This window comes from Luteirhabdus pelagi (assembly GCF_016827595.1).
In the GTDB taxonomy this organism is placed as follows: domain Bacteria; phylum Bacteroidota; class Bacteroidia; order Flavobacteriales; family Flavobacteriaceae; genus Luteirhabdus; species Luteirhabdus pelagi.
Window position 1 is genome coordinate 20498 of sequence record NZ_JAECMS010000002.1, and the last position, 26078, is coordinate 46575.

The following is a 26078-nucleotide window of genomic DNA, read 5'->3' on the forward strand; positions in this document are numbered from 1 at the left end:
TTAAAAGGAATGTATTCATTCAGAGCCGCAAAGCTGCAAAGACTCTAAGACTATTAATTATAGTTTACCGATCACTGTTCACTGTTCACTGTTCACAGTTCACTACTAAAAATCATAATACCAATTAAACAAATCGGTTCGGATCCCAAGATTTAACCATGTGGTGTTGTTTTCAAACGTAGTGTCAGTATCAACCTCGGGTGTAAAACTTCTAAAAATAATACTCGCATAGACCTTCAAGTTTGTAGCCGGATTGATAAGATAGCCACCTTGTAATTCCGTGTGGAAAAAATCGGTTGCATTCCCCTGTCCTAAATTATTCCCTAAATCGGAAGGACGATTATCCTCTGTTCCATACACATCTCCTCCGTAGAAAAAGGAATCTTCAGCGGTGTCGAAATCCAAACCACGTGTCGCAAAAATAACTTTGGCATCGCCAAACCATCTATCTTTTTGATATCGCGCAATAGCAATAAACTCAGAAAAGTTAGCGCCAAGCGTATGTGCCATCGACTGATTATTATGACCATAGTTTAGCGTAATGGAGTTATGCGAATATGTATACGGGCGAACGCGATTATATTCTGCTTGCAGACAAAGATTTTTCAATCCAAAAGCATCGTAATATTTGGCTCCAAGTTGATAGGCCTGCTTATTTTTATAACTGCCTTCGCCCCCTAAGATGTCTCCTGAGGAAAATTCATCTATCATCAATTGTGCATACATATTAAAGCGATCCGTAAACTTGTATTTTGCCGATAGCCCGATTAAGGCATTTCCACCTCTTGATCCTGTTGAAAATTCGATAGCACGATAAAAAATGATGGGATTGATGTAGTTGAAGTCGAACCCACGGTCGTTATCATTTTCCCAAATAACCGATTCAAAAAAACCGAGGTTTAAGCGCTTGGTGACATTATAGCTTAAATAGTGTTTCGCCATATACTTAGTGCGGAAAGACCCATCTTCGGTGACGGCCGACCGTACATCGCGCAACGACATCCAAATATTGGTATATTGAATTTTCCAAAAGTTGGTGTTTATTTTGAAGAAAGGGTACGGACTTGCATTATCACTAAGCAGCAATGAACGGTATCCATCTCCGATAAATAATTTCCCATGCCCGAGTTGAAAGTTGAACCATTCTGAAGGTGAATAGGAGATATGCCCGGTAGCTAGGGGATAATCGTAAGAATCTTTTTTGAATGTCTTCGCAATCCCTCTCCCCGGGATAATCGCCGGATTGCCGCCATCTGGACGATGAGACTCTGCATAGCGGTTGAAGTAGTCGGCAAACCTTCCCTGACTTTCATAAACCACGGCAAAGAAATTAAAGTTTTTGCCTAAGCCACCTTGCGTGTACACCAATCGCGTATTATTATACGTATTGATATCGGCATCAAAATCCTTTCCTGCCTGAAGATCGACGCCTGGGTCAAGGGTAAACCAGAAATCCTTTCCCTTATAGGCTACCATATGTTCGTTCCACCATTTTCTGCCCAACCAAGTTTCCTTATCCTTCACCAGCGCTTCATAATTCCCTTCGAAATCATAGTATTTATCGACGTTCTGATAAGTGAAGGGCTTCATGGAGGTATGATTGTTTTGCCCTATTCGGTTTAAGGAAGGGTCGAACAAACTGTATTGATGGTGCGAAAGTGGGATGTTGATATGACTTTGGTATTCTTCATTTTCATATGGAAGCTTTTCAATTGCGTCATATTCATTCTTTAACTGTTGAATGCGCTCATCTGTATCCTCAGCCAATTCATTGCCATTTTCTGAAATTCTAAAGGAATTGGTCGATAAAGGTATCGGAAGCGTAATAGTAAATTGCATATAGCTTGGCTCGCCATTATAGGTAGGCGGTTGGATAGTAGGAAGCTTATCGAAAACATTCCTAACTTCTGTTTTCAGTTCATCATAAATAGCATCGACATAGATCACCTGAAAACTGCCCTCTTTATTCACCTCAAAAAGAACACTTAGCGTTCCTTTATATTCTTCATTTACGACGACTTCCGGTAACTCAAAATTAGTACTGATAAACTGCTGGACTTCGGCATCAAAACATGTAGGTAGTGTTGCTGCCGGCACGGCTTCACAAGCAGGAAAAACAGGATACTTTTCTAGTTCGGTAGTAACAGTCTGCGCTACCATGGAAAGGGTAAATAAGAAAAGTAAGAATGGGACAATTACTTTCACTCGTTTCGATTTTGGGTGAAAGATACAATTTTCTAGCGGCACCTTAGAACATAAAAATGCCCTTCCATTACAGAAGGGCTATAAAGATCTTTTCAAGTTAAATAAACTATTCCATCATGAATTGAATTGGGAAGGCGTAGGTTACGGGTACAGCTGTGGAACCCATTTTACCTGGAATGATATTAGGTAATTGCGACACGACCCTCTTAGCTTCCGCTTCTAGAGCGCTATCGACTGCTCGTACTTTAATATCTGTAGCTTCTCCGGATGTGGCAACTGTAAATTGAACGAAAATTTGTTGGACCGAACCCGATTCATAACGCCCCGAAAATTTGTTCGTATTGAACTTTCTTTGCACAAAACGACTAATTTTTTCTGAAAAACAATCGATTTGCTCTTGCTTCGTTTCTTGTCGCTCGCATCCTGGAAATATTGGAGCCTGTTCTACTGAAATTGTGTTGTAGCTCTTTGAAGGCTCTGTTGTTGCAGCAGGTTGCTCAGAAGGCGTTTCAGGCGTTAACTCGGTGGTGCTTATTTCCGTTTCCTTTATATCCGCATCATTCCTAGCAGCAACGGGTGGCTTGGAGGTTGGCTCTGGCTGTTTTGGTTCCACTTGCTTTTTAGGCTGCGTTTTCTTTATGGGAACTTCCGATTTAATTTTTTCTAATGTATACCTATGAATGGTTACTTCGGGTAGAAAAAATTCATCTTCTTTCGCTATTTTTTTAGGAGAAGCGTCTAATGTGCTTTCCAGTACAACGAAAACGGTTAGAAGCCCGATTATCAGCCCGACTTGAAAGAATATAGCAGAATTCCATTTTCGGGAAACACCCTGCTTAAGCATTCGCTTATTTAATTTCTTTTCGTGTTGCTCTAGATTTTTCATAATGAATAATTTAACTGGTTACTATGAATATCTAATCACAATCGTTATGCCAAAAAAAATACCGCTCCAAGGAGAGCGGTATTTTTCTATTCGTAAAACTACTTTTAGTTTTCTACTTGGAAAAAGTATCGGAAGTGAGTATAACACCCCTACTGGTTTTCCACGTTGCTTACCTGGGGTCATACTTGGTAAGGATTGAACAACATCTACAGCTTCACGTTCTAATCTTGGGTGTGGTGCTCTAGCGCGAACTTCAACCACCTTACCTTTATTATTAATCTTAAATTGAACAAAGATACGCTGACGTCCTTCCAAGCCAAGGTCACTAGCTAAGTCCGTATCGAACTTCTTTTGAACGAACTTCATTACCTTTTCGGACATACATTTTTTCTTTGCAGCGTTGCTTCCTTCGTTTTCGCAACCGGGATATACTGGTACATTTTCAATTACCGCAAAAGGTACATCTTCAATTACCTCTTCTACTTCTTCTTCAACGATTTCCTCAACTTCAACGATTTCTTCTTCTTGACTCGCCTCGGTAGATTCAATTATCGTTTCCTCAACTTCTTCTTCATCTTCCACAACTTCGATAACTTCTGGAGCTGGTGGTGGTGGTGGAGGCGGTGGTGGAGGCGTCAATTGTTGTGTAATCGGAACTTCTTCTTCTAACTCATCTCCTACATCTACCATTCCAGTATCGATGGCATCACGATCGTAGGTTTTCCATTCGATAGCTTGCCATGCCAAAAATAGCATCACAATCATTCCTATCTGGAAAAATAAGGTGCTTCTACGATTGAGATCAGCCTTTGGGTTCTTTTTCGGTTTCATAATGCTGTGGTTTAATGTTGCTAAAATATAGAATTTATGGCGTACTTAAAAATAAATGAAAGTCAAGACTTCACTATTTTTTTCTGAATCAAACTATAGAGCAGAACTCCTAGTAATAACCCAATAACATTTGCTAGCACGTCAAATGCATCGGCGTGCCGTGTAGGCACAAATGCATACTGAATAGCCTCAATTATTATGCCATAAAAAAGTATTGAAGCGATTGTAACGTTCCGATGAAAAATACGCTGTTGCGCTGGGAAACGTTTTCCGATATACCATAACCATAAGATGGCCAATCCAAAATGTATACAGGCATGTGCAATCTTATCGGAAGGTATTGGCAATTTGATACTCATGGCTTCAGAAAACATGTCTCCTGCAGGCATGAGCAAAAGAACTGTTACCAGTATCGTATAGCCTATTGATATGTTACGATATGTCCTAAGCGCCAATGAGCTCTTTGTAGGCAGCATCATCTAGCAATTCTTCGATTTCGCTTTCATCCGAAATCTTAATCTTTACCATCCAACCTTCGCCGTAAGGGTCTTCATTAACCTTTTCGGGTTCCGACTCTAAACTCTCATTGAACTCTACGATTTCACCTGAAAGCGGCAAGAAAAGGTCTGATACGGTCTTCACTGCTTCAACCGTACCAAAAACTTCATCCTTATCGAGTGTTTCATCGACGGTTTCAACTTCTACATAAACGATATCGCCCAATTCGCCTTGTGCAAAATCGGTAATTCCTACCGTAGCGGTATCGCCCTCGATTTTTACCCATTCATGATCCTTGGTATATTTTAAATCGCTTGGTACATTCATAATTTTCTAATAATAAGTGTTTCTGTTAATTTCCAAAGTTGTAGCGTAGGGTAATTCCACTACGAATGGTTGTCTGTGGAAAAGCCGTTGAAATGGCATATTCCGAGAACGTATGATCGTAGTAGAACAGTGCCGTCAGATTTTTACTAAGCGCATAATCGGCCGTGAACTGTACCCCATAAATTGTTTGCCCCGAGGTTGTTTGGTCATTATCGATATCCAAATATCGGATAATCGTTTTATTGTCCCTTCGGGAAAGATCCAATTTAAAGTTAAGATCGCTCTTTAAGATACGTTGTTTCCCTCCAAAATTGGTAGTTATTCGCAAATCCTTAACACGATACCCCAATCCTAAGATGATCTCATCTCCTCTAATCTCGGTTAATAGGTTATTGGCAAAGCTTAGCGAAAGCGCTCTGTCCTTACGTATTTCAGCTAAAATCTTCACCGAATTCTTCATCTCGAAATCCAATCGTACCAAAGGTGAAAACTGTTCCGTCAGGTTTACGTTTTGTAATAATATCGGACTTTTAAAGTTTCCGGCTTGATCTGTTGCATCGGGATTGTTGAAATCGTAATCCAAATTCGTTTGGAACTGGTTCACCGTGTAGCTTGCTCGATATCCATGTTGAATAGAGAAGCGACGGAAGTTTTTCTTAAACCAATCTATATTCATCAACCCTGTATACTTGATATCCCAGTTCGGCAGTGGAATATCACGTAAAAAGCCTGTTTTTTCATTGGAAGCATCGCTTCCTTTGTAGGCTGCTAAGAATGATGGGAGCAACACATCCTGACTGCCTCTTCCGAAACCGATAGGGAAGTTGGTATCGGGATCCCTCGGGAAATCTGGAGTTCCATAATAGTCAGTTGCCAAACGCTCTGCAATCACCAAACGATTATCCCGGAATTCTTGAAAAGTCTCCGAACTATTTTCATCGCTTTGCGCAAAAGCGGTTTTAATCAATAAGGTTGAAATATTGAAGTTACCAAAAGTATTTGGCGTTAAAGACTGATATTGATCGCCCTGAACAATGTAATTTTCCGCGTAATTTTCGGAGTAAATACGGCTACCATTAATATCTACCGTTAAATCGTTCAACGGTTCCATATTCACCTGAATGTCCATCTGACGACTTTCCACCTCGGTATATTGTTCATTGAATTCAGGATATAAGGTTAGCCAACCCTTTCTCGCTGCCAAACGACGAATTTCAGCTTGGCTACCAAAGGTGAATCCTACCGTTGGTTTTAGCGTTCCGACAAAACCTATGGAAGGCGTATATCCAGGTAAGAAGATTCCATTGTTTTCCTGATAATTGAATTGGATTCTTTTTATCATTGTCGCCAGTCCAATTAATGAATTCACCGCTTTATCGCCTGTAGACAGTGAATTGCTAGAAGCTCCATCGGCTCCTCCTCGTCTACCGTTAGCCCCTTCACCTTCACCTCGAACATCGGTTAGGCTATTATTTTCTTGATCTTCTCCCTTACCGCCAGGACCGTTATCTCTTCCGCCTCCTTTCGCATTTCCCTTTTCATCACCACCACCTCTACTATTAAGACCGCGGGCATCTCCACTTGTTTTCTTGCTCAATCCAATATAGCGGTAAAACCCGCGCATATCGAGACTGGAGTTAATTCGGTGTGTGCTTGCATTCTGAATGGAATTACCCAAATCGTATATAACCTCTTCAGTACCTCCTGGTGGCACCAATGCGATACTGTTGAACAAATCACTACCATCTTGCCATTGGAAATCTCCTGTATAGGAATACGTAGCCCTTACAAACCGTAGGAAGGGAAATTTACTGAATGGCAGATCGTAATTTAATTGTAATGATTGGAAGTGTTGATTTGGTTCACCTACATTAAAAAAGCCATCCCAAATACCAATCGAGTTATCTACGAAACCTTCGTCATCTATATAATTCGTAACAATCCGATTGTTAGAAGATGTAAAGTTGAATCGCAGCGATTTTGTCAAATTGTAATTCAAGGTATATTGCCAATCGAATAAGAAATTACGCTGATAGAGCGTTGGCAATCCGATGTTACCTTCAATCGGACTTACCTCACGGAATTTCTGCTCGTTGTATTGACGAATAATGTTTGAACTCGCCGAGATATTCGTCGGTAATAAATTGAAGTTTAAGTCTTTTAGGAACTGCCAATATTGACCGGTAAAAAGGCTATCATTCTTTTTAAAAGGCTCTATAGGTTCTTGTTGGAAACTATAATTATAGGTTCCTCCCAATCGAACACTTTGGTCTAATGCGTCCTCAATTTGAAAATCATGATGATCCTCCTGATTATAAGAGTATGAGAAGGTTAAGTTTTCGATATCATACGGCATCGGCTTATTATCGCCGGTTCTTTCCTTCCGTACTCCTATAAAGTTTACGCTCTGACGCTTGGTATAATCTACCGACTGTTCGCGAATGGTTTCTTTAAGCGCCTCATCTTCCGTATTATCGATTCGGGTCTCCAGCTCTACGTCCTGGAATTCAGGGTCGAATTGAGGAGTGATCAACTGTTCACTTCTACCATAATTAAAAGGTAGTTGAATGCCCCATTTATCAGGTAATAACTGACCCAAATTTAAGTTTGTTACAACATCATACGATTTCAGGTCTTCACGGCTTCGTTGGTTTGGTCCTTGTTCGATGGAACCAAAGCCGATAGTACTTCTACGTCCGGTAGCACTTACATTCATAAAGTCGGCCATGTTTGCATCTAGACTCGCAACAGCTGCCCAACCGCCTTCATTCTTTAACTCTGAAAGTCGCAATTCGTTAAACCATACTTCACCACAAATATCACTACTACTGCTATTACGAAGACCAAGCATCGCAATTCGCACATTTCCAAAACTCGGATTACCCTTAATACCGATTCGGAGATTGTTTTGAGGACCTCCAGCAGATTCTGGATCTAATTCTTCTTGATTGAAGAAAATCGCTTCGTTTGGATCTGTTTCGGTAATATCTGCACCCAGCACTCTGGATTTTACTTCCTGAAGCAATTCCAACGGAAGGAACAATCGGTTTTCAATAGGCCAAATCTCCTCGGGATCGCTCGTACCAAAAGGCGTAGGCGTAAGAGGAATCTGGATTTCGTAGTAGTTTTGATTGATATCGTTCCCCAGTCGAATAAACGCTACCAACTCGCCATCCATCAGCTCCGTTTGATTTTGAAGCGATTCGGCATGGATAAACATTTCGAGGTTTTTGTACTGACGCATGTCTACGTTGAAGTTTTTATAAACTCCCCTTCCATCCATCGGTTCCAGTCCACACACCCGAAGTGCAAGCGACTGCTCGTTCTGCCGAATAATATTGTTATTGTTGTTAAGCTCTTCTCTAAATACCCCAGGAGGCAAAACATACGGAATACCAGGACGCGTTCCGTTTTCCTCTATACTGACCGCTTCATTCTCGAAAGTGGTATCGTCCAAAATTGGGTCTTCATCTTCAGGCTCCTGCAGACTTTGCGTATATCGTCGATAATCGCCACGTACCAATTCCATCGTACCAAAACGAAGAATGGTTGGTTGTGTAAATTGCGACATATACATTCGCATAAATCGAATGGATCGGAAATCTGAAATCCCGTTAACAACGTTATCTGGATCGCTGATTGGAACCTTAAACTGAACCCAACGAACTGGGATGGTTTCGTTGTTCGGCGTAGTAACCTCTGTTTCCTTAACATCGGTTACATAGTCGTTTGAATCTACGGTTAACTGCCCTGGGCGAATATCGATGTTATACTCATAATACGCCTCTACCGTATTCATGGTGAAGTCGCGGTTAATGTCTTCTACATCGGGCTGAGTTGTATTACCTCGGTTAGTATCGGTAACTTCTACTGGTGAGTTTCCCTGCGTTCCATTATACTGGCGATAACGCGTAGGCACGTCTCCTTCGACTTGCAAGAAATACTGATAGTTATCACCAGCGGGATCGGGAAGTCCTTGGAAAGCTGGAAACCTTGCGCTTTCTTGCGCATCTGTTAAACCATCGTACCCGATATCCTGATTGGTACGGGCCTGCCCTTCTGTATCGAAGGTGTAAATCAAGGCTTGGTTGGTAGGCACCTTACCCCAAATCGTTTCTAGCGTATTGGTATCGCTTGCATCTTCTGGTAATCCGTTTTCATACTGTTTACGACCGTCTTTCAATATATCTTCTGAAACATTTCCTAAGTTGAAGGATAGGGTCCCTCCTGGATTTCCTGCATTTTCTTCATAGATGAAGGGGTCCATCACCCAAAACTGGATATACTCCACATTCGATCGCTCGAAATCGGTAGTTGTAAGCTGTCGCATAATAGAACCGAAGCGTTGTGCCGGGTTTGAAAGCGTACCATCGACAGCCTCCGGTGAATAATTATAAGGTCCTCTTTCACCTGGATAAAAGGAAAGATCTAAGGTGAAGAGCGCTTGCGTCTGCCCTTGAACAATATCTTGTTGCGGGAAGATTTCATCACGGAAAACCCTCCTTGCAAATGGTGAAGAAAGATCGTCGTCGGTAATTCCTCCTGGTCGCTGACTACTATAAAAAACCGGGTCGATCGTATACCAGTTCAATAAGGCACGGTTTGCATTGTACTCTAGACTGTTTTCATTGTTTCCCCCGAGGTTCAGAGGGGTACTTCCTAGAAACCAAGTTAATGGAGAGCTGATATCCAATGCTGTTTGTGAGGCTTCAAAATCGTCTACATACACCGTTGTTTTCCCATCGAAATCTGAAACTTTAGGAGCACCAGGGATTAAATAGGCAAATTCACCGCGTACCGAAACATTCGATTCTACATCGGTATCGATATTCGGAAGCTTATTAGCCAAACGCGTTAAAAACGGAACTTCTGTAGAGTAATTCGCATTCACCCCAAAGATAGAGTTGTTGATCGGCTCTACATTATAGTTAGACTTTTGGGTAAGCGGACGTTCATTTAAATTTAAATAAGTAGCGCCGACAATAAAGTTTTCATTGAATTTATGTTCCACATTCAAACCGGTGAAACGCCTTGTTTGCTGCCCAAATAAGGTATTATTTTCAGTTGAAATATTAATGGGAGTATTGGAGTTCAATAACGCAGGATCCAAAATCTGAACGCGCCCTAGTTGATAATTTACGGTATAATCCACTCCTTCAACCAAAGTTCTTCCACCGGCTGTAACTGTAACAGAACCTTGTGGAATATTGAAGGCTCCAATCGGAATACCATCTGCACCCGTACTCTTGTAAGTACCTTTCAACTGAAATTTATTCTTATCGCTATCTTCCTGTTCCGCTTGAATCTTTGTAGTACGATACAGCGAACGATATACATAGCGTTGCTGATTCGGGTTATAGGTGGCAGGCACATCATAATTCTCGCCAGCCTCTTGCGTATCTAACTTGTCGAATAGATACTCACCAAACGGTTCAGCCTTTGTAAAGATAATCTGACCATTCTCGGTATCAACGGTTATGCCGGGAACGAAATCAAAGAAGCCATCCCCTCCCTGCTGTGGGTCGTTATTAAAGTTCAATCTATCAAGATCGAAAACCCGTAATAATACTGTGTCTTCAACATCCTCGGGTAAGGTTGCTGCGCCTTCTGCTGCAGTAATATAGTTTAAAGGAGAGGGATCGGTATATAGAATATTCATTCTGAAGTCCTCCCGTTCCAATTGAAATGCTCCGATAGAGTAAATATTCTTCATCATCAAGTCCCAAACTGGCTCTTGAACATTGGTAATATTACTTTTCAGCATCTTTACCACAAGGTTTTGTGCCACCCCAACAATGCCACCTTCAGGTGGATCGTTCGGATCCCCATTTCCATCACCTTGCTCTCCGGTACCCGTAGCTTCCACACCATCGTTGGAAAATTCACCTACTTGATACACATTTCCATTCACGGTATATTGAAATGCCACCCCTAACACTTCATCATTATTTAAGCGTTGGTTCAAGGAGATATATCCTAATTGTGTATGCAGCCGGTATTCGCTGGGTTGAAGTCGGCGTGCGTTTTCCTGCACGGCATAATCGACACCTTGATTCACCGGGACACCGCCAAATCCAGCTTGAACAGTGGCTACATCACGAATAGAGTTATTGAGGTACGAGAAAGTCCCTGGGTCGTTAATACCAAAGGGATTGAAATCGTTATTATCGTTATCAGGAAACGCATTTGGAGATGTATTTACAAATCCTCCCGGAGGGGTGTTAAGGCCAATATTGGCCGGATTGGCTTCCCCAATGTCTTGTATAGCTACTATATTCCGTACGTTCTCCGTAGTATTATTTCGGTTAGTTACCCATACTTCAACACGTGTAACTTGAACGTTGGAATTGATGAACGGATATTGCTCCAACACTCTATCATAATTATCGCGGAAGTAGTGCGCTAAGAAAAAGTGACGATTTTCGTCATACTCTGAAGCAAATAGTTCGAAGTCGGTTATCGTCGCACCGCCTTCTGCAGTTACCGTTCGGGTTTCAGATTTTTGTTCGGAGAAGACGCCGGTGATCGTTGTTTTTCCAAATTGAAGCTGCGTTTTCACCCCAAACAAACTTTGGGCACCTTGAATAAGCGTACTGTTTAAGGGCATGCTTACGTTACCCACTTCAATTTTTTGAATAATATCATCCTCCGTGGGTGTATATTCAAGTTTAATTTGATTTTGGAAATCGAATGTCGATTCGGTATCATAATTCGCCGTTACCTGAAGTCGCTCCCCAACTTTACCCAGCAAGCTTAAGCTAATACGCTGATCGAAGTCGAAAGATAGATTACTTCTGTTTCTAGGTGAAAAAGCTGGGTTATCCTGTTTTGTATAAAGCAATCCTAAGTCCATTTCAACACTACCTTGTGGAATTACTTCGATGGTGTTTCCTCCGAAAATAGTTTCAAAGAAGTTGGAATTAACGTAGAAAGTCGGCAACAAGTTTTTTTGCGCTTCTTCAGAACCTTCCTTACGTCCGTCGGCAGCGTCAATCTTTTCCTTAAAATAACTACGAATTTCCTGTTGCTGCACTAGCTCCTGATATTCCTCGGGCGTAAGGATAACAGGGTATGAAATATCGAACTCTCCTAAGGTCCTTGTGTAAATGTAGCGATCGGTAATCGGATCGTATTCATATAAATCCTGAATGCTCGTCGGTTCTGGCAAATCGATTCGACCGACGGAATACCCCGTAGCCGTACTATCCTGCGCCAGGGTACTAACGGTAGCAACTAATAAGATGAAAATGAAAAGTAGCTGTTTACAGCCTATTGTGAAATCGTAATTTTTTGCGCCCAATTTGTTACAAATTTTTTAAAGCCTGTTTGATTATCTCCTCTACACTTGCCTCTGGGTGCTCCTGCACCACCTTATCGCATACCTTCTCAGCCTTTTTTCGAGGAAAGCCTAAGGTCTCCAAAGCAGATAACGCTTCATTCTTATTCGTATTGCTTGAAGAAGTAGAAACCTCCTCCATGCCGTACACTTTAACAATTTTATCCCGTAAATCTAGAATAACCCTTTTCGCCGTTTTTGCCCCTATTCCCTTAACCGATTGAATCGAAGCTACATCGTCGCTAGCAATAGCATCTCGCAGCTCTTCCGGTGAAAGTGAAGAAAGCATCGTTCTTGCCGTACTTGCCCCAACACCAGATACCGATAATAACAACCTGAAAATCTCACGCTCCGCTACAGTAGAAAATCCGAACAGCGTTTGTGCGTCTTCACGAACCTGTAAATGCGTAAACAATTTGATGTTTTCAGAAGATGGTAATTGTGAAAAAGTATGCAGGGAAATATTGATAAAATACCCAATGCCATTGCAATCAATGACTACATCGGTAGGATTTTTCTCGACTAATTTGCCCTCCAAGTGGGTAATCATACGTTAGGAAAATGTTAAGGCCTCAAATATAGTATAATTATTTAGAGACGCCAGCCCTTATCTGGCTAAAATAGGCTGCTTGTTTAACAATCCGTCGCTTGTTTTTTTGCTTGCTCCTTTGCTCTTTTTTCCTTCTGTTGGGCATCGACCACGCAAACGGCAGTCATATTGACGATTTCCTCGACACTGGCACCCAATTGCAGAATATGAACTGGTTTTCGCATACCCAACATGATAGGTCCAATCGATTCCACATTGTTTAGCTCCTTTAACAATTTATAATTGCTATTTGCAGAGTCGAGATTAGGAAACACCAACGCATTCACCTTTTTCCCTGCAAGTTTCGAAAATGGAAATTTCTTCTGCAATAAGTCGGGATTAAGAGCAAAGTCGGTTTGAAGTTCCCCATCTACATGCATATCGGGACAAACTCTGTGCAGATACGAAACCGCTTCACGTACTTTCGTCGCATGCGGATCTTTAGAAGAACCGAAGTTCGCATATGAAATCATGGCGATAACAGGCGTAAGCCCAAACATCTTCATTGTATAGTTGGTCATCTGTGCAATATTTGCCAGTTCCTTTGCATTAGGATCAATGTTGATAGACGTATCGGAAATAAATAATGGTCCGCGTTTGGTCAACATCAAATTGGTGGTAGCCACTTTATTAACCCCATCGAACTTTCCAATGGTTTCCAACACAGGTCGCACCACTACCGGATAGGCTCTGGCATAGCCCGAAATCATCCCATCGGCATCGCCTTCATTTACCATCATAGCTGCGAAATAATTACGCTCCCGCATCATGTTTTGCGCATCATAAAGGGTTTCACCACGACGACGACGGTTTTCCCAGTGCTTCTTGGCGTAAAATTCCCGCTTTTCCTTTTGTTCATCACTTTTCGGATCGATGATTTCCAAATCGCCTTCAAACTCGATTTGCTCCATCAATTCCTCTATCACCTCTCTTCTTCCCAACAAAATTGGAATAGCAATACCTTCTTCGAAAGCTAATTGCGCAGCCTTCAACACATCCAAATGATCGGCTTCAGCAAACACAATTCTTTTTGGCTTTGTTCTGGCGCGCTTCAATAAGAGGCGAACAATCTTGCTATCGCTACCCATTCGCTCATACAACTCGTCGCTATACTTACTCCAATCGGTTATAGGCTCCGTGGCTACCCCACTTTCCATAGCAGCCTTTGCCACGGCTGGTGGTACCGCGGCAATCAATCTCGGGTCGAACGGTTTTGGAATGATGTAATCCTTTCCGAAGGTTAATTTTAACTCACTATACGCCAAGTTCACCTGTTCGGGAACGGGTTCCTTTGCAAGATCGGCCAATGCTTCCACAGCAGCCATCTTCATTTCCTCATTAATTTTGGTGGCTCGCACATCTAAAGCACCCCTAAAAATAAAGGGGAACCCTAACACATTGTTCACCTGGTTTGGATGGTCGCTTCTTCCCGTAGCCATAATGATGTCCTCTCGCGTCTTCACCGCCAAATCATAATCGATTTCAGGATTTGGATTGGCCATAGCAAATACAATTGGATTGTTAGCCATGGATTTCAACATGTCGGGCGACACGATATCGGCAATGGAAAGCCCCACAAACACATCGGCTCCTTGCATCGCCTCTTCGAGGGTATCGATTTTTCTTTCAGTAGCAAACTCGGCTTTCTCGTCAGATAGCGTATCACGGTCCTTTCGAATCACCCCTTTGCTATCCAACATGACAATATTTTCAGCTTTCGCCCCAAATGCTTTATACAATCGCGTACAAGAAACGGCCGCAGCACCTGCGCCACTGATTACAATGGAAACCTCCTCTATCTTCTTATCCGCAATTTCAAGCGCATTCAATAAGGCAGCAGCAGAAATAATGGCCGTTCCGTGCTGGTCATCATGCATCACCGGAATATCGAGTTCTTCCTTCAGTCGACGCTCGATTTCAAAGGCTTCTGGAGCCTTGATATCCTCTAGATTGATCCCACCGAACGTAGGGGCAATATTCTTCACCGTTTCGATAAATGCATCTACATTTTCAGTATTCACCTCAATATCGAACACATCGATATCTGCAAAAATTTTAAAGAGCAATCCCTTTCCTTCCATCACCGGTTTAGAAGCCTCCGGACCGATATTTCCCAATCCTAAAACTGCTGTACCATTTGAAATAACAGCAACAAGATTTCCCTTATTGGTATACTTGTACACATTATTCGTTTCCTTTTCAATCTCAAGGCAAGGCTCTGCCACTCCTGGAGAATAGGCTAACGATAAATCGCGTTGAGTAGCATATTTTTTGGTGGGAACTACCTGAATTTTACCAGGTTTTGGCTTTGCGTGATAGACTAGCGCTTCGCGACGTTTGCTCTGTTTGCTCATATGGGTGAGGTTTTCGCTGAAACACAAAGGTACGGTTGTAAGTGAAATGCAGAAATTTATTTTGTGAAAGATGCTGGCGATCTATTCTTCTTTCAAAAATTGAATGTTTCGCTTCAGACCTTCGTATTTTGTTCGTTTTACAGCACTTTTCCTGAAAATCTCATTGAAAGTTGCCTTGGTAATCTCCTCCCATTCCTTTTTGGAATACTTCAACAACTCAGGTTTGGGGTTGAAGAGAGGTTCACTATGAGATTTGCTAAAACGGTTCCACGGACAAACATCCTGACATACATCGCAACCGAACATCCAATCGTCCATTTCACCCGAAAATTCATTTGGAATCTCATTTTTCAACTCGATGGTCAGATACGAAATACATTTACTTCCATCCACCACATAAGGTTCAACGATGGCTTGCGTCGGACAGGCATCGATACAGGCGGTGCAACTTCCACAGTGATCGGTTACAGGCGTATCGTAGTCCAATTCCAAATCGATGATCAATTCGGCAATAAAGTAAAAGGACCCCACTTGCTTTGTCAATAGGTTCGTATGCTTGCCCATCCAGCCAAGGCCACTTCTGGCTGCCCAGGTTTTATCCAATACAGGAGCCGAATCGACAAACGCACGGCCGTGTACTTCTCCTATTTCATCATGTATAAAATGCAGCAGCGATTTGAGTTTATCCTTGATTACGAAATGGTAATCGCGACCATAAGCATATTTCGAAATTTTATAAGAATCACCTCGCTGTGTTTCCGAAGGAAAATAATTCAGCAACACCGACACCACGCTCTTCGCTCCAGGCACCAACAAGGTTGGATCCAACCGTTTGTCAAAATGGTTTTCGAGATACTGCATTTCTCCCTGCTTGCCCTCCTTCAGCCATTTTTCCAATCGTGGCGCTTCTTCTTCCAAAAATTCAGCTTTGCTGATACCACAGGACATAAAGCCGAGGCGCTTGGCTTCAGACTTGATGAGCTGGGTATGGTGAGAAGTAGACATGTTGTAGTCGGTAGTCTATAGTTTTTAGTCGTTAGTCGTTAGTCGTTGGTTGTTGGGAGTAATTTTTTTAAAATGAAGAATGGCGTCCTTCGGTTTTAAGGTAATCAATGGTAAGGTTTTTATGGGGGTTTCTTTTGGTTTTATTTCGAAATGTTGAATGAGGTGTGAAACGGCGAGCACCATTTCATACATGGCAAAATTGTTTCCGATGCACATTCTTGGTCCCGCGCCAAAAGGGAAATAAAAACCAGAATAGTTTTTAGCAGTTCTATCCGAGAAACGTTCGGGGTTGAATAAAAGTGGATCTTCCCAGTGATCGGGATGGCGATGTATTTCATATACAGAAAACAATAAACTTGTGCCTTTTTCAAATTCCATCTGGTGAAACGAATCGTCTTCTAGATTCACCCGATCGATAAAATAGGCGGGCGGATACAAGCGCATGGATTCCTCGATAACCTGAGTGGTATAGGTAGCCTGTTTAATTTTTTCCATCAAGGAATTAGCATGCGAAAGTTGCGCAACTTCCTTTCGTAATTTTTGTTGCACTTCGGGATGTCTGGCCAACAGTTCACAGGTGAAGGTGAGGGCATTGCTGGTAGTTTCATGTCCGGCCACAAAAAGAATTAGGATTTCATCGATTAGCTGAGCCTCTTCCATTCCGCTGCCATCTTCATATCTGGCATCCAATAGCATATCGAGCAAATCGTTTTCCCTTTTTTGACTTGCCTTTCGTTCTGCAACAATGTCTCGTAGCATTTCTCGTGACTCTTCAACTAAGTCCAAATACTTCTGAATGGTGCCACTGAAACGAAACCATCTATTCAAATACGGCTGGCGCAGTTCACGTACCAACATTTTTTGAGCGGCTTCGGTTATGTGTTGTAGTCGGTTGATCTGTTCTTGTGAAATCGCCCCGCTGAACAATGATTTCGCTACCACCTGAAACGCGAGGTCGTTAAACACAGGAAAAATATCGAACGGCTTATCGGTTTCAATTTTTTGAAGCTCGGTTTCAATAGTATGTTGCATACTATCAAGTATGGTTGCCAGTTGCTTTTTATGAAAGCCTGGCTGAATCAATTTACGTTGGGTCTTCCACAATTCCCCATCCGAAGTAAGCAATCCCTTGCCCACGTATTTCGCTAAGTCCTGCGTTTGAATCGTGGACTTAGAATAATTTCGTTGGTTCTTTTGAAGCACATATTGAAGAAATTCCGCATCACGGGAAAACACCACGGACGATTTCAACCCAATCTGAAGTTTGAAGGTATCGCCATGGCGACGGAAGTTCTCATGGTGAAACGGGAGCGGGTTCTTTAAGATTTCGAAGGAATGCTTCAGAAACCGAAGCAAAGGAACTTTTGGTATGTTTTCAGTGGCCATAATTAAAACAGTCCTCCCTGCACCCCACCTTTGGTTCGGCCCAAATGCTTGTAGGCCGCTTCAGTGACTTCTCTTCCCCTGGGCGTTCGCACGATGAAGCCTTGTTGAATTAGGAACGGTTCGTAGACTTCTTCAATGGTTTCGCCATTTTCAGAAACGGCGGTAGCCAAGGTTGTTATCCCAACAGGTCCACCTTTAAATTTATCGATGATGGTCGCAAGAATTTTATTATCCATTTCATCCAAACCGTACGCATCGACATTCAATTGTTTTAGAGCAAATTTTGCAATTTGTATATTGATATTTCCATCTCCCTTAATCTGGGCAAAGTCGCGTACCCTCCGCAGCAACGCATTAGCAATTCTAGGCGTTCCTCGACTTCGACCCGCAATTTCGATAGCGGCTTCCATGGTGATGGGAACATCCAAAATATCGGCACTTCGTTCAACAATCGTCGTTAATAATTCGGTGGTGTAGTAATTTAATCGTGATGATATACCGAAACGCGCCCGCATCGGAGCCGTCAATAATCCCGAACGGGTAGTGGCACCGACTAAGGTAAAAGGATTTAAATTAATTTGGACGGTTCGAGCATTGGGGCCCGTTTCAATCATGATATCAATTTTATAATCCTCCATTGCACTGTAAAGGTATTCCTCTACTATTGGACTGAGGCGATGAATTTCATCTATAAACAGTACATCGCGTTCTTCAAGATTGGTAAGCAGTCCGGCGAGGTCGCCAGGTTTATCGAGTACCGGTCCAGATGTCACTTTTATCCCAACACTAAGTTCATTCGCGAGAATATGGGCCAGTGTAGTTTTACCGAGTCCAGGAGGTCCGTGAAAAAGGGTATGATCCAATGCTTCTTTTCGAAGGTTCGCCGCTTGTACGAATACCTGAAGGTTTTCCAACGCTTGTTCTTGTCCGTTAAAGTCGTCGAAGCTTAAGGGCCGTAACTTTCGCTCCATATCGAGCTCTTGGGGAGAAAATTGTTCGCCGGTGGGGTCTAGGTGTTCGTTCATATCACAAATATACGAAGAAACTAAAACGCAATTCTTTCGAATTCATAAAGGGTAAAACAAAAAAACCGCATCCCTCCTCTTGGATGCGGTTTTTCACCTTATCGGCAACTCCTCACGATACCGACAAAGTAAGTCTAAACCTAATTATTTTTTCACCTTAACGTACTACAAAGGTATAGGGCAAAAGCGAAAAATGCATACGTGTTACCCCGTATTTTATAAAAAAACCCTTCCGTTTTGGAAGGGTTTTTTAGTATCTGTTTCACTAAAGCTTAGTGATTTAGCTCTTCTTCGTTATCCTGAAGTGGTAAGGTCTGAGGAATAAAGTCTTGCCCCGGAATTACGTAATCGGTTTCGTCTTTGTTCAACTTACTATAGTCGTATGCCCAACGATATACATGTGGAATAGGACCATCCCAATTTCCGTGGATGTGTTTCATTTCGGCCGTCCATTCCAATGTATTCGAATTCCATGGGTTCTTCGCACCTCTTTTTCCGTAGAACATAGAATAGAAGAAGTTATACAAGAATACCAGTTGAACTGCTGCCGTAACGATTGCAAAAATGGTCATTACCACATTCACATCGGCCAAGTCGTCGAAATACGGGAAGTTTGTATTGGTATAGTAACGACGTGGCAGTCCTGCCAATCCAACAAAGTGCATTGGGAAGAATACTCCGTAAGCACCAATAGCGGTTACCCAGAAGTGAACATATCCTAAGTTTTTATTCATCATTCTACCTTCGAACATTTTCGGGAACCAGTGGTATACCCCTGCGAACAATCCGTACAAGGCCGAAATACCCATTACCAAGTGGAAGTGAGCTACCACGAAGTAGGTATCGTGAACGTTAATATCCAAGGCACTATCCCCAAGGATAATTCCGGTAAGTCCACCCGTAATAAAGGTTGACACCAATCCGATGGAGAATAACATACCAGGGTTAAACTGTAGGTTCCCTTTCCAAAGGGTCGTGATATAGTTAAATGCTTTTACTGCGGAAGGAATCGCAATTAATAATGTTGTAAAGGTAAATACCGATCCAAGGAATGGGTTCATACCTGAGATAAACATGTGGTGACCCCAAACAATTGTCGATAGAAACGCAATCGCTAAGATGGAAGCAACCATCGCACGATATCCGAAAATCGGTTTCCGTGAATTGGTGGCAATTACTTCAGAGGTAATACCAAGGGCCGGAAGCAATACGATGTATACTTCAGGGTGACCAAGGAACCAGAATAAGTGTTCAAAGAGTACCGGTGATCCCCCTTGATTATGCAGTACTTCTCCAGCGATATAGATATCGGATAGGAAGAAAGACGTTCCAAAGCTTCGGTCCATAATCAACATCAACGCTGCTGAAAGTAATACTGGGAATGAAACCACACCGATAATAGCCGTTACAAAGAACGCCCAAATAGTAAGTGGAAGGCGTGTCATAGACATCCCTTTTGTACGTAAGTTGATTACCGTTACGATATAATTCAATGAACCAAGTAACGAAGAAGCAATAAAGATTGCCATAGAGACCAACCAAAGGGTCATCCCTGCACCAGAACCGGGAATAGCTTGTGGTAAGGCACTAAGCGGCGGATAGATGGTCCAACCTGCCGATGCTGGTCCTGCCTCCACGAACAGAGACAATACCATAATAACACTCGACAAGAAGAACAACCAGTAGGAAACCATATTCAGGAATCCTGAGGCCATATCTCGTGCTCCAATCTGCAAAGGAATTAAGAGGTTACTAAACGTACCACTTAATCCTGCGGTAAGGACGAAGAATACCATGATGGTACCGTGAATAGTTACCAATGCCAAATAAACACTTGGATCCATTACACCTCCTTCGGCCCATTTACCTAGGAAAATTTCAAATATTGTAAACGGTTCTTCTGGCCATGCCAATTGCATTCTAAATAAGATAGACATGGCAATACCGATGATACCCATAAACAGACCGGTGATAAGGTACTGCTTGGATATCATTTTATGATCTTGACTAAAGATATACTTCGTTATGAAGGTCTCTTTGTGATGATGCCCATGATCATCGTGGTGATCTATTGCGTGTTCGTGTGCGTGTGCTGACATATCTTTTTAAGCTATTTTTTTGTTATTGCTCCATCGCCTTTGCCATTGTAGGCTGTTCGGCTAACCATGCTTCATACTCCTCTTCGGACTCAACAATAATCTTCATCTGCATGTTATAGTGGTTGGTACCACAAATCTTATTACATAAAAGTAGGAAATCGAATTCGTATGGTTCTAATCCTTCTTCACCTTTAGCGATTAAGTCTTCGCTATTTTCTCTTCTAATTTCGTTAATAGTTCGCACTTTTTCAATAACCTCGTCATTTTGACGCATATCGGCCGTTGTCATATTTGGGGTGAAGGCGAACTGGGTAATCATACCTGGCACACAGTTCATCTGTGCACGAAAGTGTGGCATGTAGGCCGAGTGCAGTACATCTTGCGAACGCATCTTGAATAACACTTTTCTTCCCACAGGAAGGTGAAGTTCATTCACCACAACATCGTCCTGCCCGTTCGGGTCGCTCATATCGACACCCAATTGATTTACACCTTCAATAAGGCGAACATTTGCTTTTCCTAGTGTATTATCTTCACCACCATAGCGTGCTCTCCAGTCAAACTGATATGCGTATAATTCGACTACCAAAGGATCTTCTTCTTCAACATCGACATTCATGATATCGGTCCAAGTGAAGAGTCCGTAGATAATCAACCCGGCTAGTACTACTACTGGGATAATCGTCCAGATAAACTCTAATTTATCATTATCGGCATAGAAGACGGCTTTCTGACCTTTCTTCCCAGCATAGCGATAGGCGAAATAGTGTAACAACCATTGTGTAATAATTCCCACGATAAAAATGATAATCATAGAAATTAGCATCAACTGATCGGTTTCCAATCCGTGTTCTGAAGCTGAAATCGGCAACAACACATCGCCCCATTTCCAGAATGAAATGATGGTAAGTACGTAGATGAAAAGGACAAATCCTAACATCAATTTTCCGTTAATGCGGTTATCAGCATCTGTTGCAACTTCAACAGCGTCTGAAGATGACTTTGGTTTGGACATCTGAAAAATCTTGTTCATCTGCCATACCGTGACACCAAATAAAACCAGTACTAATATTACTAAAAATGCGGTCATTGCTATCTGTCTCTATTCAAATTTATTAATAATGAAAGTGTTTACTTTCCTTGACGAATGGGTTGCGTGTTGCGAGCAATGGTGCTTTTGCCAAGGCGCTGAACACGACAAACACAAACAAGCCAAAGAAGAAGAACACCGATCCGATTTCTGGAAGCCCGATGAACCATGATTCACCAACTGTAGCTGGCATCACCATATTGAACACGTCGATATAGTGTCCTGCTAAGATGACGATTCCCGTAAGGATAACGAACCAGTTGATTCGCTTATAGTCGCTGTTCATTAGCAACAATACTGGGAAAATAAAGTTCATAACGAGCATACCGAAGAACGGCAATTTATAGTCTTCAATTCGTGTGATAAAATACGTTACCTCTTCTGGAATATTCGAGTACCAGATCAGCATAAACTGTGAGAACCATAGATAGGTCCAGAAAATACTGAAACCGAACATAAACTTAGCCAAGTCATGAATATGGCTATCGTTCACAAACTCAAGATATCCTTGCGATTTTAGTACGATGGCAACCATAGAAATTACAGTAATAGCGCTTACCATCATTCCGGCGAATACATACCATCCAAATAAGGTCGAGAACCAGTGTGGGTCGAAGCTCATAATCCAATCCCAAGACATCATCGATTCGGTAACGATAAAGAATACCAAGAATCCAGCGGACAGTTTGAAATTTTTCTTGAACCAACGGTTGTCCTCGGCGTCGTCTTGACGAAGTGAGTTTCTTCTAGAGAAATGACGGTAAAGGTTCCATCCAATTAGATAGATTGCTGCTCTTATTAAGAAGAAGGGAACATTTAAGTAGCCACTTTTTCCTGCGATTAAGGCATCATAATGATCACTTTCAGGGTTCACCAATTCTGGGTCCATCCAATGAAAGATATGATTTACATGGAAAGCGGAAAGCACTAATAAGATAAAGATGATAATTGAACCTACCGGAAGATAGGCTGTAATTCCTTCCATAACTCGGAATAGAACGGGCGACCATCCTGCTTGTGCAGCATATTGAATAGCGTAGAAAGCAAGAACACCCAATGCGATCATAAAGAAAAAGAAACATGCGATATAAAGGGCAGACCAAGGTCGGTTCTGTAATTGATGTAATACATGCTCGTAGTGAGCATCCTCTCCTCCATCGTGTGCAGGTTCTAAACGAGGATTCATAGCTTCGTGACCGTCATGGCCTGCCTCGGCACCGCCATGATGCTCCATCGTGGCATGACTATCCTCGGCATGTTCGCCATGGCCATCTCCGTGTGATGCCATCATTTCCTTCACCTCTTCCGTACTGCTAGGGGCAGTAAGAAAACCAGCAACAATGCCTATGGCGCCAACAACCATAAAGATTATTGCGAAGAGTTTTAATTTGCTAGGTACTGAATACATATCGATTGCTATTCTCTTTAAACGTTTGTTAGTTTTCTTGTGTTCCCTCTGCTTCATTCTCCATCGCTGCGCTCTCTTGCTCCATGGAACCGTTTGCAGCCATCTGGTCGCCACCTGTTGCGGTAGAATCCTGTGCAGCTCCTTCTGGAGTTAATTCAGGCTCTCCCTTCAAGGCAGCTTTTAAGTTCATTACATGTTGGGTAATTTGCCAGCGCTCTTTTTCGTTCGTTTGTGAAGCGTAAGAACCCATGGCGTTCAACCCATACATCTGAACATGGTAGATACTACCAGGTGTGATATTTCGTCCCGGATCAGCATAACTCGGAATACCCAAGAATTTTTCACGCTGCGCCAAGATTCCTTTTCCGTCACCTTTATCGCCATGACAAACGGCACAATAAACAGTATATAATTGTGCACCTGCCGCCAAGTTATCATCTGTGACTGGAAGTGGATTTGTTAATTCAGCACGTGCTTTTTCCAATCCTTCGTTCGAATCTTCATAGTCGTAAGGTTTCCATCCACGTGGAATAGATCCTGCCGCTGGAAGCTTTGCCTCTTGTCCGTTTTGGAACACATCATATTCACCATAGGTTTCATATCCTACCGGCTCATACATATTTGGCATATATTGATAGTTAGGCTCTCCCTTATCGGCGCAGGACGTAATCCCTATCACCGCGATAAGCGCAACCCCTATGTACAAGACTTTTTTCATATTAATGATCGTCATTGTTTTCAACTAGTTTTATTTCCAAAGCACCGGTATTGGTCAAGAAATCGGCAACTTTTTTAACATCATTTCGACCGGCGTCCACAACCATCAAAAAATGATCGTCGGTAGTACGCGGATCTGGATTTTCAGCTTTCTTGAAGGGCCACAATTTGCTACGCATGTAAAAAGTGATCACCATTAAGTGAGCTGCAAAAAATACCGTAAGTTCGAACATAATCGGTACGAAAGCCGGCATGTTTTCCAGATAGCTGAAAGAAGGCTTACCACCGATATCCTGTGGCCAATCTTCAATCATGATAAAATTCATCATTACAATAGCAACAGATAATCCTACCAATCCATATAAGAAGGATGTAATCGCAATTCGAGTGTAGGGAAGTCCCATGGCCTTATCTAGGCCGTGCACTGGAAAAGGCGTGTAAACTTCTTCAATATGATAGTGCTCTGCACGAACATCCTTTACAGCCTGCATTAGGATGTCGTCGTCGGTATAAATAGCGTGAAGTGTCTTCGATGCCATTGTCTTACTTGTTTTTAAGTTGTTCTGCCTGACCTGCCCAATCATCTCGTTTGGCGCGTCCAGGGAATTCATCGATAAGGGTATCCAATAAATCGTATTCCTTATCGGTCATTCTACTTACCTGATCAAAAGTATAGATACCCAATTGGTGAAGCTTCTGCTCCATCACCGGTCCTACACCACTAATTTTCTTCAAGTCGTCCTGCTCTTGTGTTTCAGGATCGAACGTTCCAATATTTGAAAGCAATGTGTTCAGCTTTTCCAGCTCAACTTCATTATCAACAATACCTTCAGGATGTGCCGTTTCTGGCGTTTCCATGGTGTCGTCATCAAAATTGGTCGAGTTTTGAGACGGCTCACGCACTAAAGGTGTGTAATGTTTTACATCATCTCCGTGCTCGGCACGTAATTTCTTGTACTTACTTCCTGATGATTTCAGAATAGACTTCACCTCTGCCTGAGCGATTACCGGGAATGTTCTTGCATATAATAGGAATAACACAAAGAAGAATCCGATGGTCCCAATAAAGATTCCAATATCTACAAAGGATGGCGAGAACATCGTCCATGAAGATGGAAGGTAATCACGGTGAAGCGAGGTAACGATAATTACAAAACGCTCGAACCACATACCAATGTTCACCACGATAGAGATAAAGAACGAAAACATAATGCTCGTACGCAATTTCTTGAACCACATGAACTGTGGCGAGAATACGTTACAGGTCATCATCGACCAGTACGCCCACCAGTACGGCCCTGTTGCACGGTTAAGGAAAGCATATTGTTCGTATTCCACTCCAGAATACCATGCGATGAACAACTCGGTGATATACGCAACCCCAACGATGGAACCGGTAATCATGATAACGATGTTCATCAATTCGATATGCTGAATAGTGATATAATCTTCTAGGTTAGACACCTTCCGCATAATAATCAGAAGGGTGTTTACCATGGCAAATCCAGAGAAAATCGCACCTGCAACGAAATAGGGTGGGAAGATGGTGGTGTGCCATCCCGGAATTACCGAAGTAGCAAAGTCAAACGATACAATGGTGTGTACCGAAAGTACCAGCGGTGTTGCCAAACCAGCTAAAACCAAAGACACTTCCTCGAAACGTTGCCAGTCTTTGGCACGTCCACTCCATCCGAACGATAGAATGCTATAAATTCTTTTTGTAAATGGCGTAATTGCGCGGTCACGAATCATTGCGAAATCCGGAAGCAATCCTGTCCACCAGAATACCAATGAAACCGAAAGGTATGTTGAAATCGCGAATACGTCCCAAAGCAGCGGTGAGTTAAAGTTTACCCAAAGCGAACCGAATTGGTTCGGAATTGGCAATACCCAGTACGCTAGCCATGGACGACCCATGTGAATAATCGGGAACAATCCCGCCTGAATTACCGAGAAAATCGTCATCGCCTCCGCCGAACGGTTAATTGCCATTCTCCATTTCTGACGGAAAAGGAGCAATACGGCAGAGATCAGGGTACCCGCGTGACCGATACCTACCCACCAAACGAAATTGGTGATATCCCAGGCCCAGTTTACGGTTCGGTTAAGACCCCAAACTCCAATACCGGTAGATACTGTATAGATGATACAACCCAATCCCCATAGAAAAGCGACTAGGGAGATGGTAAACACTATCCACCACGATTTATTGGCTTTCCCTTCTACGGGCGCAGCCACATCCACGGTTACATCGTGGTATGATTTATCGCCTGTAACTAAGGGCTTTCTAATAGGTGCTTCGTAATGCGACGCCATATCTTA

17 protein-coding genes are annotated in these 26078 nt (G+C 42.4%); all 17 read right to left on the reverse strand.

The window, feature by feature from the left end:
• Nucleotides 1–105: 105 nt before the first annotated feature.
• The 17 genes from I4Q58_RS04935 to nrfD all read right to left on the reverse strand — a co-directional run bounded on the left by I4Q58_RS04935 (nt 106) and on the right by nrfD (nt 26072).
• A complete protein-coding gene (locus I4Q58_RS04935; RefSeq protein ID WP_203295550.1) occupies nt 106–2160 on the reverse strand; it encodes a gliding motility protein RemB in 2055 nt (684 codons plus the stop codon).
• Nucleotides 2161–2311: 151 nt separating this feature from the next.
• A complete protein-coding gene (locus tag I4Q58_RS04940; protein WP_203294428.1) occupies nt 2312–3091 on the reverse strand; it encodes an energy transducer TonB in 780 nt (259 codons plus the stop codon).
• 21 nt (nt 3092–3112) lie between these two features.
• Complete coding sequence (locus I4Q58_RS04945; RefSeq protein ID WP_203294430.1) at nt 3113–3922, reverse strand: energy transducer TonB; 810 nt, start codon at nt 3920–3922, stop codon at nt 3113–3115.
• A gap of 62 nt (nt 3923–3984) precedes the next feature.
• Nucleotides 3985–4311, reverse strand: a complete 327-nt coding sequence (locus I4Q58_RS04950) for a VanZ family protein (RefSeq protein WP_203294432.1) — start codon at nt 4309–4311, stop codon at nt 3985–3987.
• A gap of 55 nt (nt 4312–4366) precedes the next feature.
• The gene (gcvH, locus tag I4Q58_RS04955; protein ID WP_203294434.1) at nt 4367–4747 is read right to left on the reverse strand and encodes a glycine cleavage system protein GcvH; all 381 of its coding nucleotides are present in this window, start codon (nt 4745–4747) and stop codon (nt 4367–4369) included.
• Nucleotides 4748–4772: 25 nt separating this feature from the next.
• The gene (gene sov, locus I4Q58_RS04960) at nt 4773–12047 is read right to left on the reverse strand and encodes a T9SS outer membrane translocon Sov/SprA (protein ID WP_203294435.1); all 7275 of its coding nucleotides are present in this window, start codon (nt 12045–12047) and stop codon (nt 4773–4775) included.
• Between the two features lie 4 nt (nt 12048–12051).
• On the reverse strand, nt 12052–12633 hold the full coding sequence (gene ruvA / locus I4Q58_RS04965; RefSeq protein ID WP_203294437.1) for a Holliday junction branch migration protein RuvA: 582 nt from the start codon (nt 12631–12633) through the stop codon (nt 12052–12054).
• 83 nt (nt 12634–12716) lie between these two features.
• Nucleotides 12717–15026, reverse strand: a complete 2310-nt coding sequence (locus tag I4Q58_RS04970) for an NADP-dependent malic enzyme (protein ID WP_203294439.1) — start codon at nt 15024–15026, stop codon at nt 12717–12719.
• Nucleotides 15027–15107: 81 nt separating this feature from the next.
• A complete protein-coding gene (gene queG / locus I4Q58_RS04975; RefSeq protein ID WP_203294441.1) occupies nt 15108–16031 on the reverse strand; it encodes a tRNA epoxyqueuosine(34) reductase QueG in 924 nt (307 codons plus the stop codon).
• Nucleotides 16032–16055: 24 nt separating this feature from the next.
• The gene (locus I4Q58_RS04980) at nt 16056–17417 is read right to left on the reverse strand and encodes a cytochrome P450 (protein ID WP_203294444.1); all 1362 of its coding nucleotides are present in this window, start codon (nt 17415–17417) and stop codon (nt 16056–16058) included.
• A 2-nt stretch (nt 17418–17419) separates the two neighbouring features.
• Nucleotides 17420–18442 (reverse strand): Holliday junction branch migration DNA helicase RuvB, encoded by a 1023-nt coding sequence (ruvB, locus tag I4Q58_RS04985; protein WP_203294446.1) that lies wholly within the window; start codon nt 18440–18442, stop codon nt 17420–17422.
• Nucleotides 18443–18714: 272 nt separating this feature from the next.
• On the reverse strand, nt 18715–20541 hold the full coding sequence (locus tag I4Q58_RS04990; RefSeq protein ID WP_203294448.1) for a cytochrome c oxidase subunit I: 1827 nt from the start codon (nt 20539–20541) through the stop codon (nt 18715–18717).
• 22 nt (nt 20542–20563) lie between these two features.
• Nucleotides 20564–21631, reverse strand: coding sequence for a cytochrome c oxidase subunit II (locus tag I4Q58_RS04995; RefSeq protein WP_203294450.1), 1068 nt, complete (start codon nt 21629–21631; stop codon nt 20564–20566).
• Nucleotides 21632–21656: 25 nt separating this feature from the next.
• Nucleotides 21657–23039 (reverse strand): quinol:cytochrome C oxidoreductase, encoded by a 1383-nt coding sequence (locus tag I4Q58_RS05000; RefSeq protein WP_203294452.1) that lies wholly within the window; start codon nt 23037–23039, stop codon nt 21657–21659.
• A 28-nt stretch (nt 23040–23067) separates the two neighbouring features.
• On the reverse strand, nt 23068–23757 hold the full coding sequence (locus tag I4Q58_RS05005) for a c-type cytochrome (protein ID WP_203294454.1): 690 nt from the start codon (nt 23755–23757) through the stop codon (nt 23068–23070).
• Between the two features lies 1 nt (nt 23758).
• Nucleotides 23759–24295 carry a DUF3341 domain-containing protein gene (locus I4Q58_RS05010; RefSeq protein ID WP_203294456.1) on the reverse strand — a complete coding sequence of 179 codons (537 nt, stop codon included), beginning with the start codon at nt 24293–24295 and terminating at the stop codon, nt 23759–23761.
• 4 nt (nt 24296–24299) lie between these two features.
• Nucleotides 24300–26072, reverse strand: coding sequence for an NrfD/PsrC family molybdoenzyme membrane anchor subunit (nrfD, locus tag I4Q58_RS05015; RefSeq protein ID WP_203294458.1), 1773 nt, complete (start codon nt 26070–26072; stop codon nt 24300–24302).
• Nucleotides 26073–26078: the final 6 nt, after the last annotated feature.

Bases quoted from the DNA above. Each gene is read 5' to 3' on its own strand.
- I4Q58_RS04935 (WP_203295550.1), bottom strand. From the start codon at position 2,160: ATGGTAGCGCAGACTGTTACTACCGAACTAGAAAAGTATCCTGTTTTT.
- I4Q58_RS04940 (WP_203294428.1), bottom strand. From the start codon at position 3,091: ATGAAAAATCTAGAGCAACACGAAAAGAAATTAAATAAGCGAATGCTT.
- I4Q58_RS04945 (WP_203294430.1), bottom strand. From the start codon at position 3,922: ATGAAACCGAAAAAGAACCCAAAGGCTGATCTCAATCGTAGAAGCACC.
- I4Q58_RS04950 (WP_203294432.1), bottom strand. From the start codon at position 4,311: ATGCCTGCAGGAGACATGTTTTCTGAAGCCATGAGTATCAAATTGCCA.
- gcvH (WP_203294434.1), bottom strand. From the start codon at position 4,747: ATGAATGTACCAAGCGATTTAAAATATACCAAGGATCATGAATGGGTA.
- ruvA (WP_203294437.1), bottom strand. From the start codon at position 12,633: ATGATTACCCACTTGGAGGGCAAATTAGTCGAGAAAAATCCTACCGAT.
- I4Q58_RS04970 (WP_203294439.1), bottom strand. From the start codon at position 15,026: ATGAGCAAACAGAGCAAACGTCGCGAAGCGCTAGTCTATCACGCAAAG.
- queG (WP_203294441.1), bottom strand. From the start codon at position 16,031: ATGTCTACTTCTCACCATACCCAGCTCATCAAGTCTGAAGCCAAGCGC.
- I4Q58_RS04980 (WP_203294444.1), bottom strand. From the start codon at position 17,417: ATGGCCACTGAAAACATACCAAAAGTTCCTTTGCTTCGGTTTCTGAAG.
- ruvB (WP_203294446.1), bottom strand. From the start codon at position 18,442: ATGAACGAACACCTAGACCCCACCGGCGAACAATTTTCTCCCCAAGAG.
- I4Q58_RS04990 (WP_203294448.1), bottom strand. From the start codon at position 20,541: ATGTCAGCACACGCACACGAACACGCAATAGATCACCACGATGATCAT.
- I4Q58_RS04995 (WP_203294450.1), bottom strand. From the start codon at position 21,631: ATGACCGCATTTTTAGTAATATTAGTACTGGTTTTATTTGGTGTCACG.
- I4Q58_RS05000 (WP_203294452.1), bottom strand. From the start codon at position 23,039: ATGTATTCAGTACCTAGCAAATTAAAACTCTTCGCAATAATCTTTATG.
- I4Q58_RS05005 (WP_203294454.1), bottom strand. From the start codon at position 23,757: ATGAAAAAAGTCTTGTACATAGGGGTTGCGCTTATCGCGGTGATAGGG.
- I4Q58_RS05010 (WP_203294456.1), bottom strand. From the start codon at position 24,295: ATGGCATCGAAGACACTTCACGCTATTTATACCGACGACGACATCCTA.
- nrfD (WP_203294458.1), bottom strand. From the start codon at position 26,072: ATGGCGTCGCATTACGAAGCACCTATTAGAAAGCCCTTAGTTACAGGC.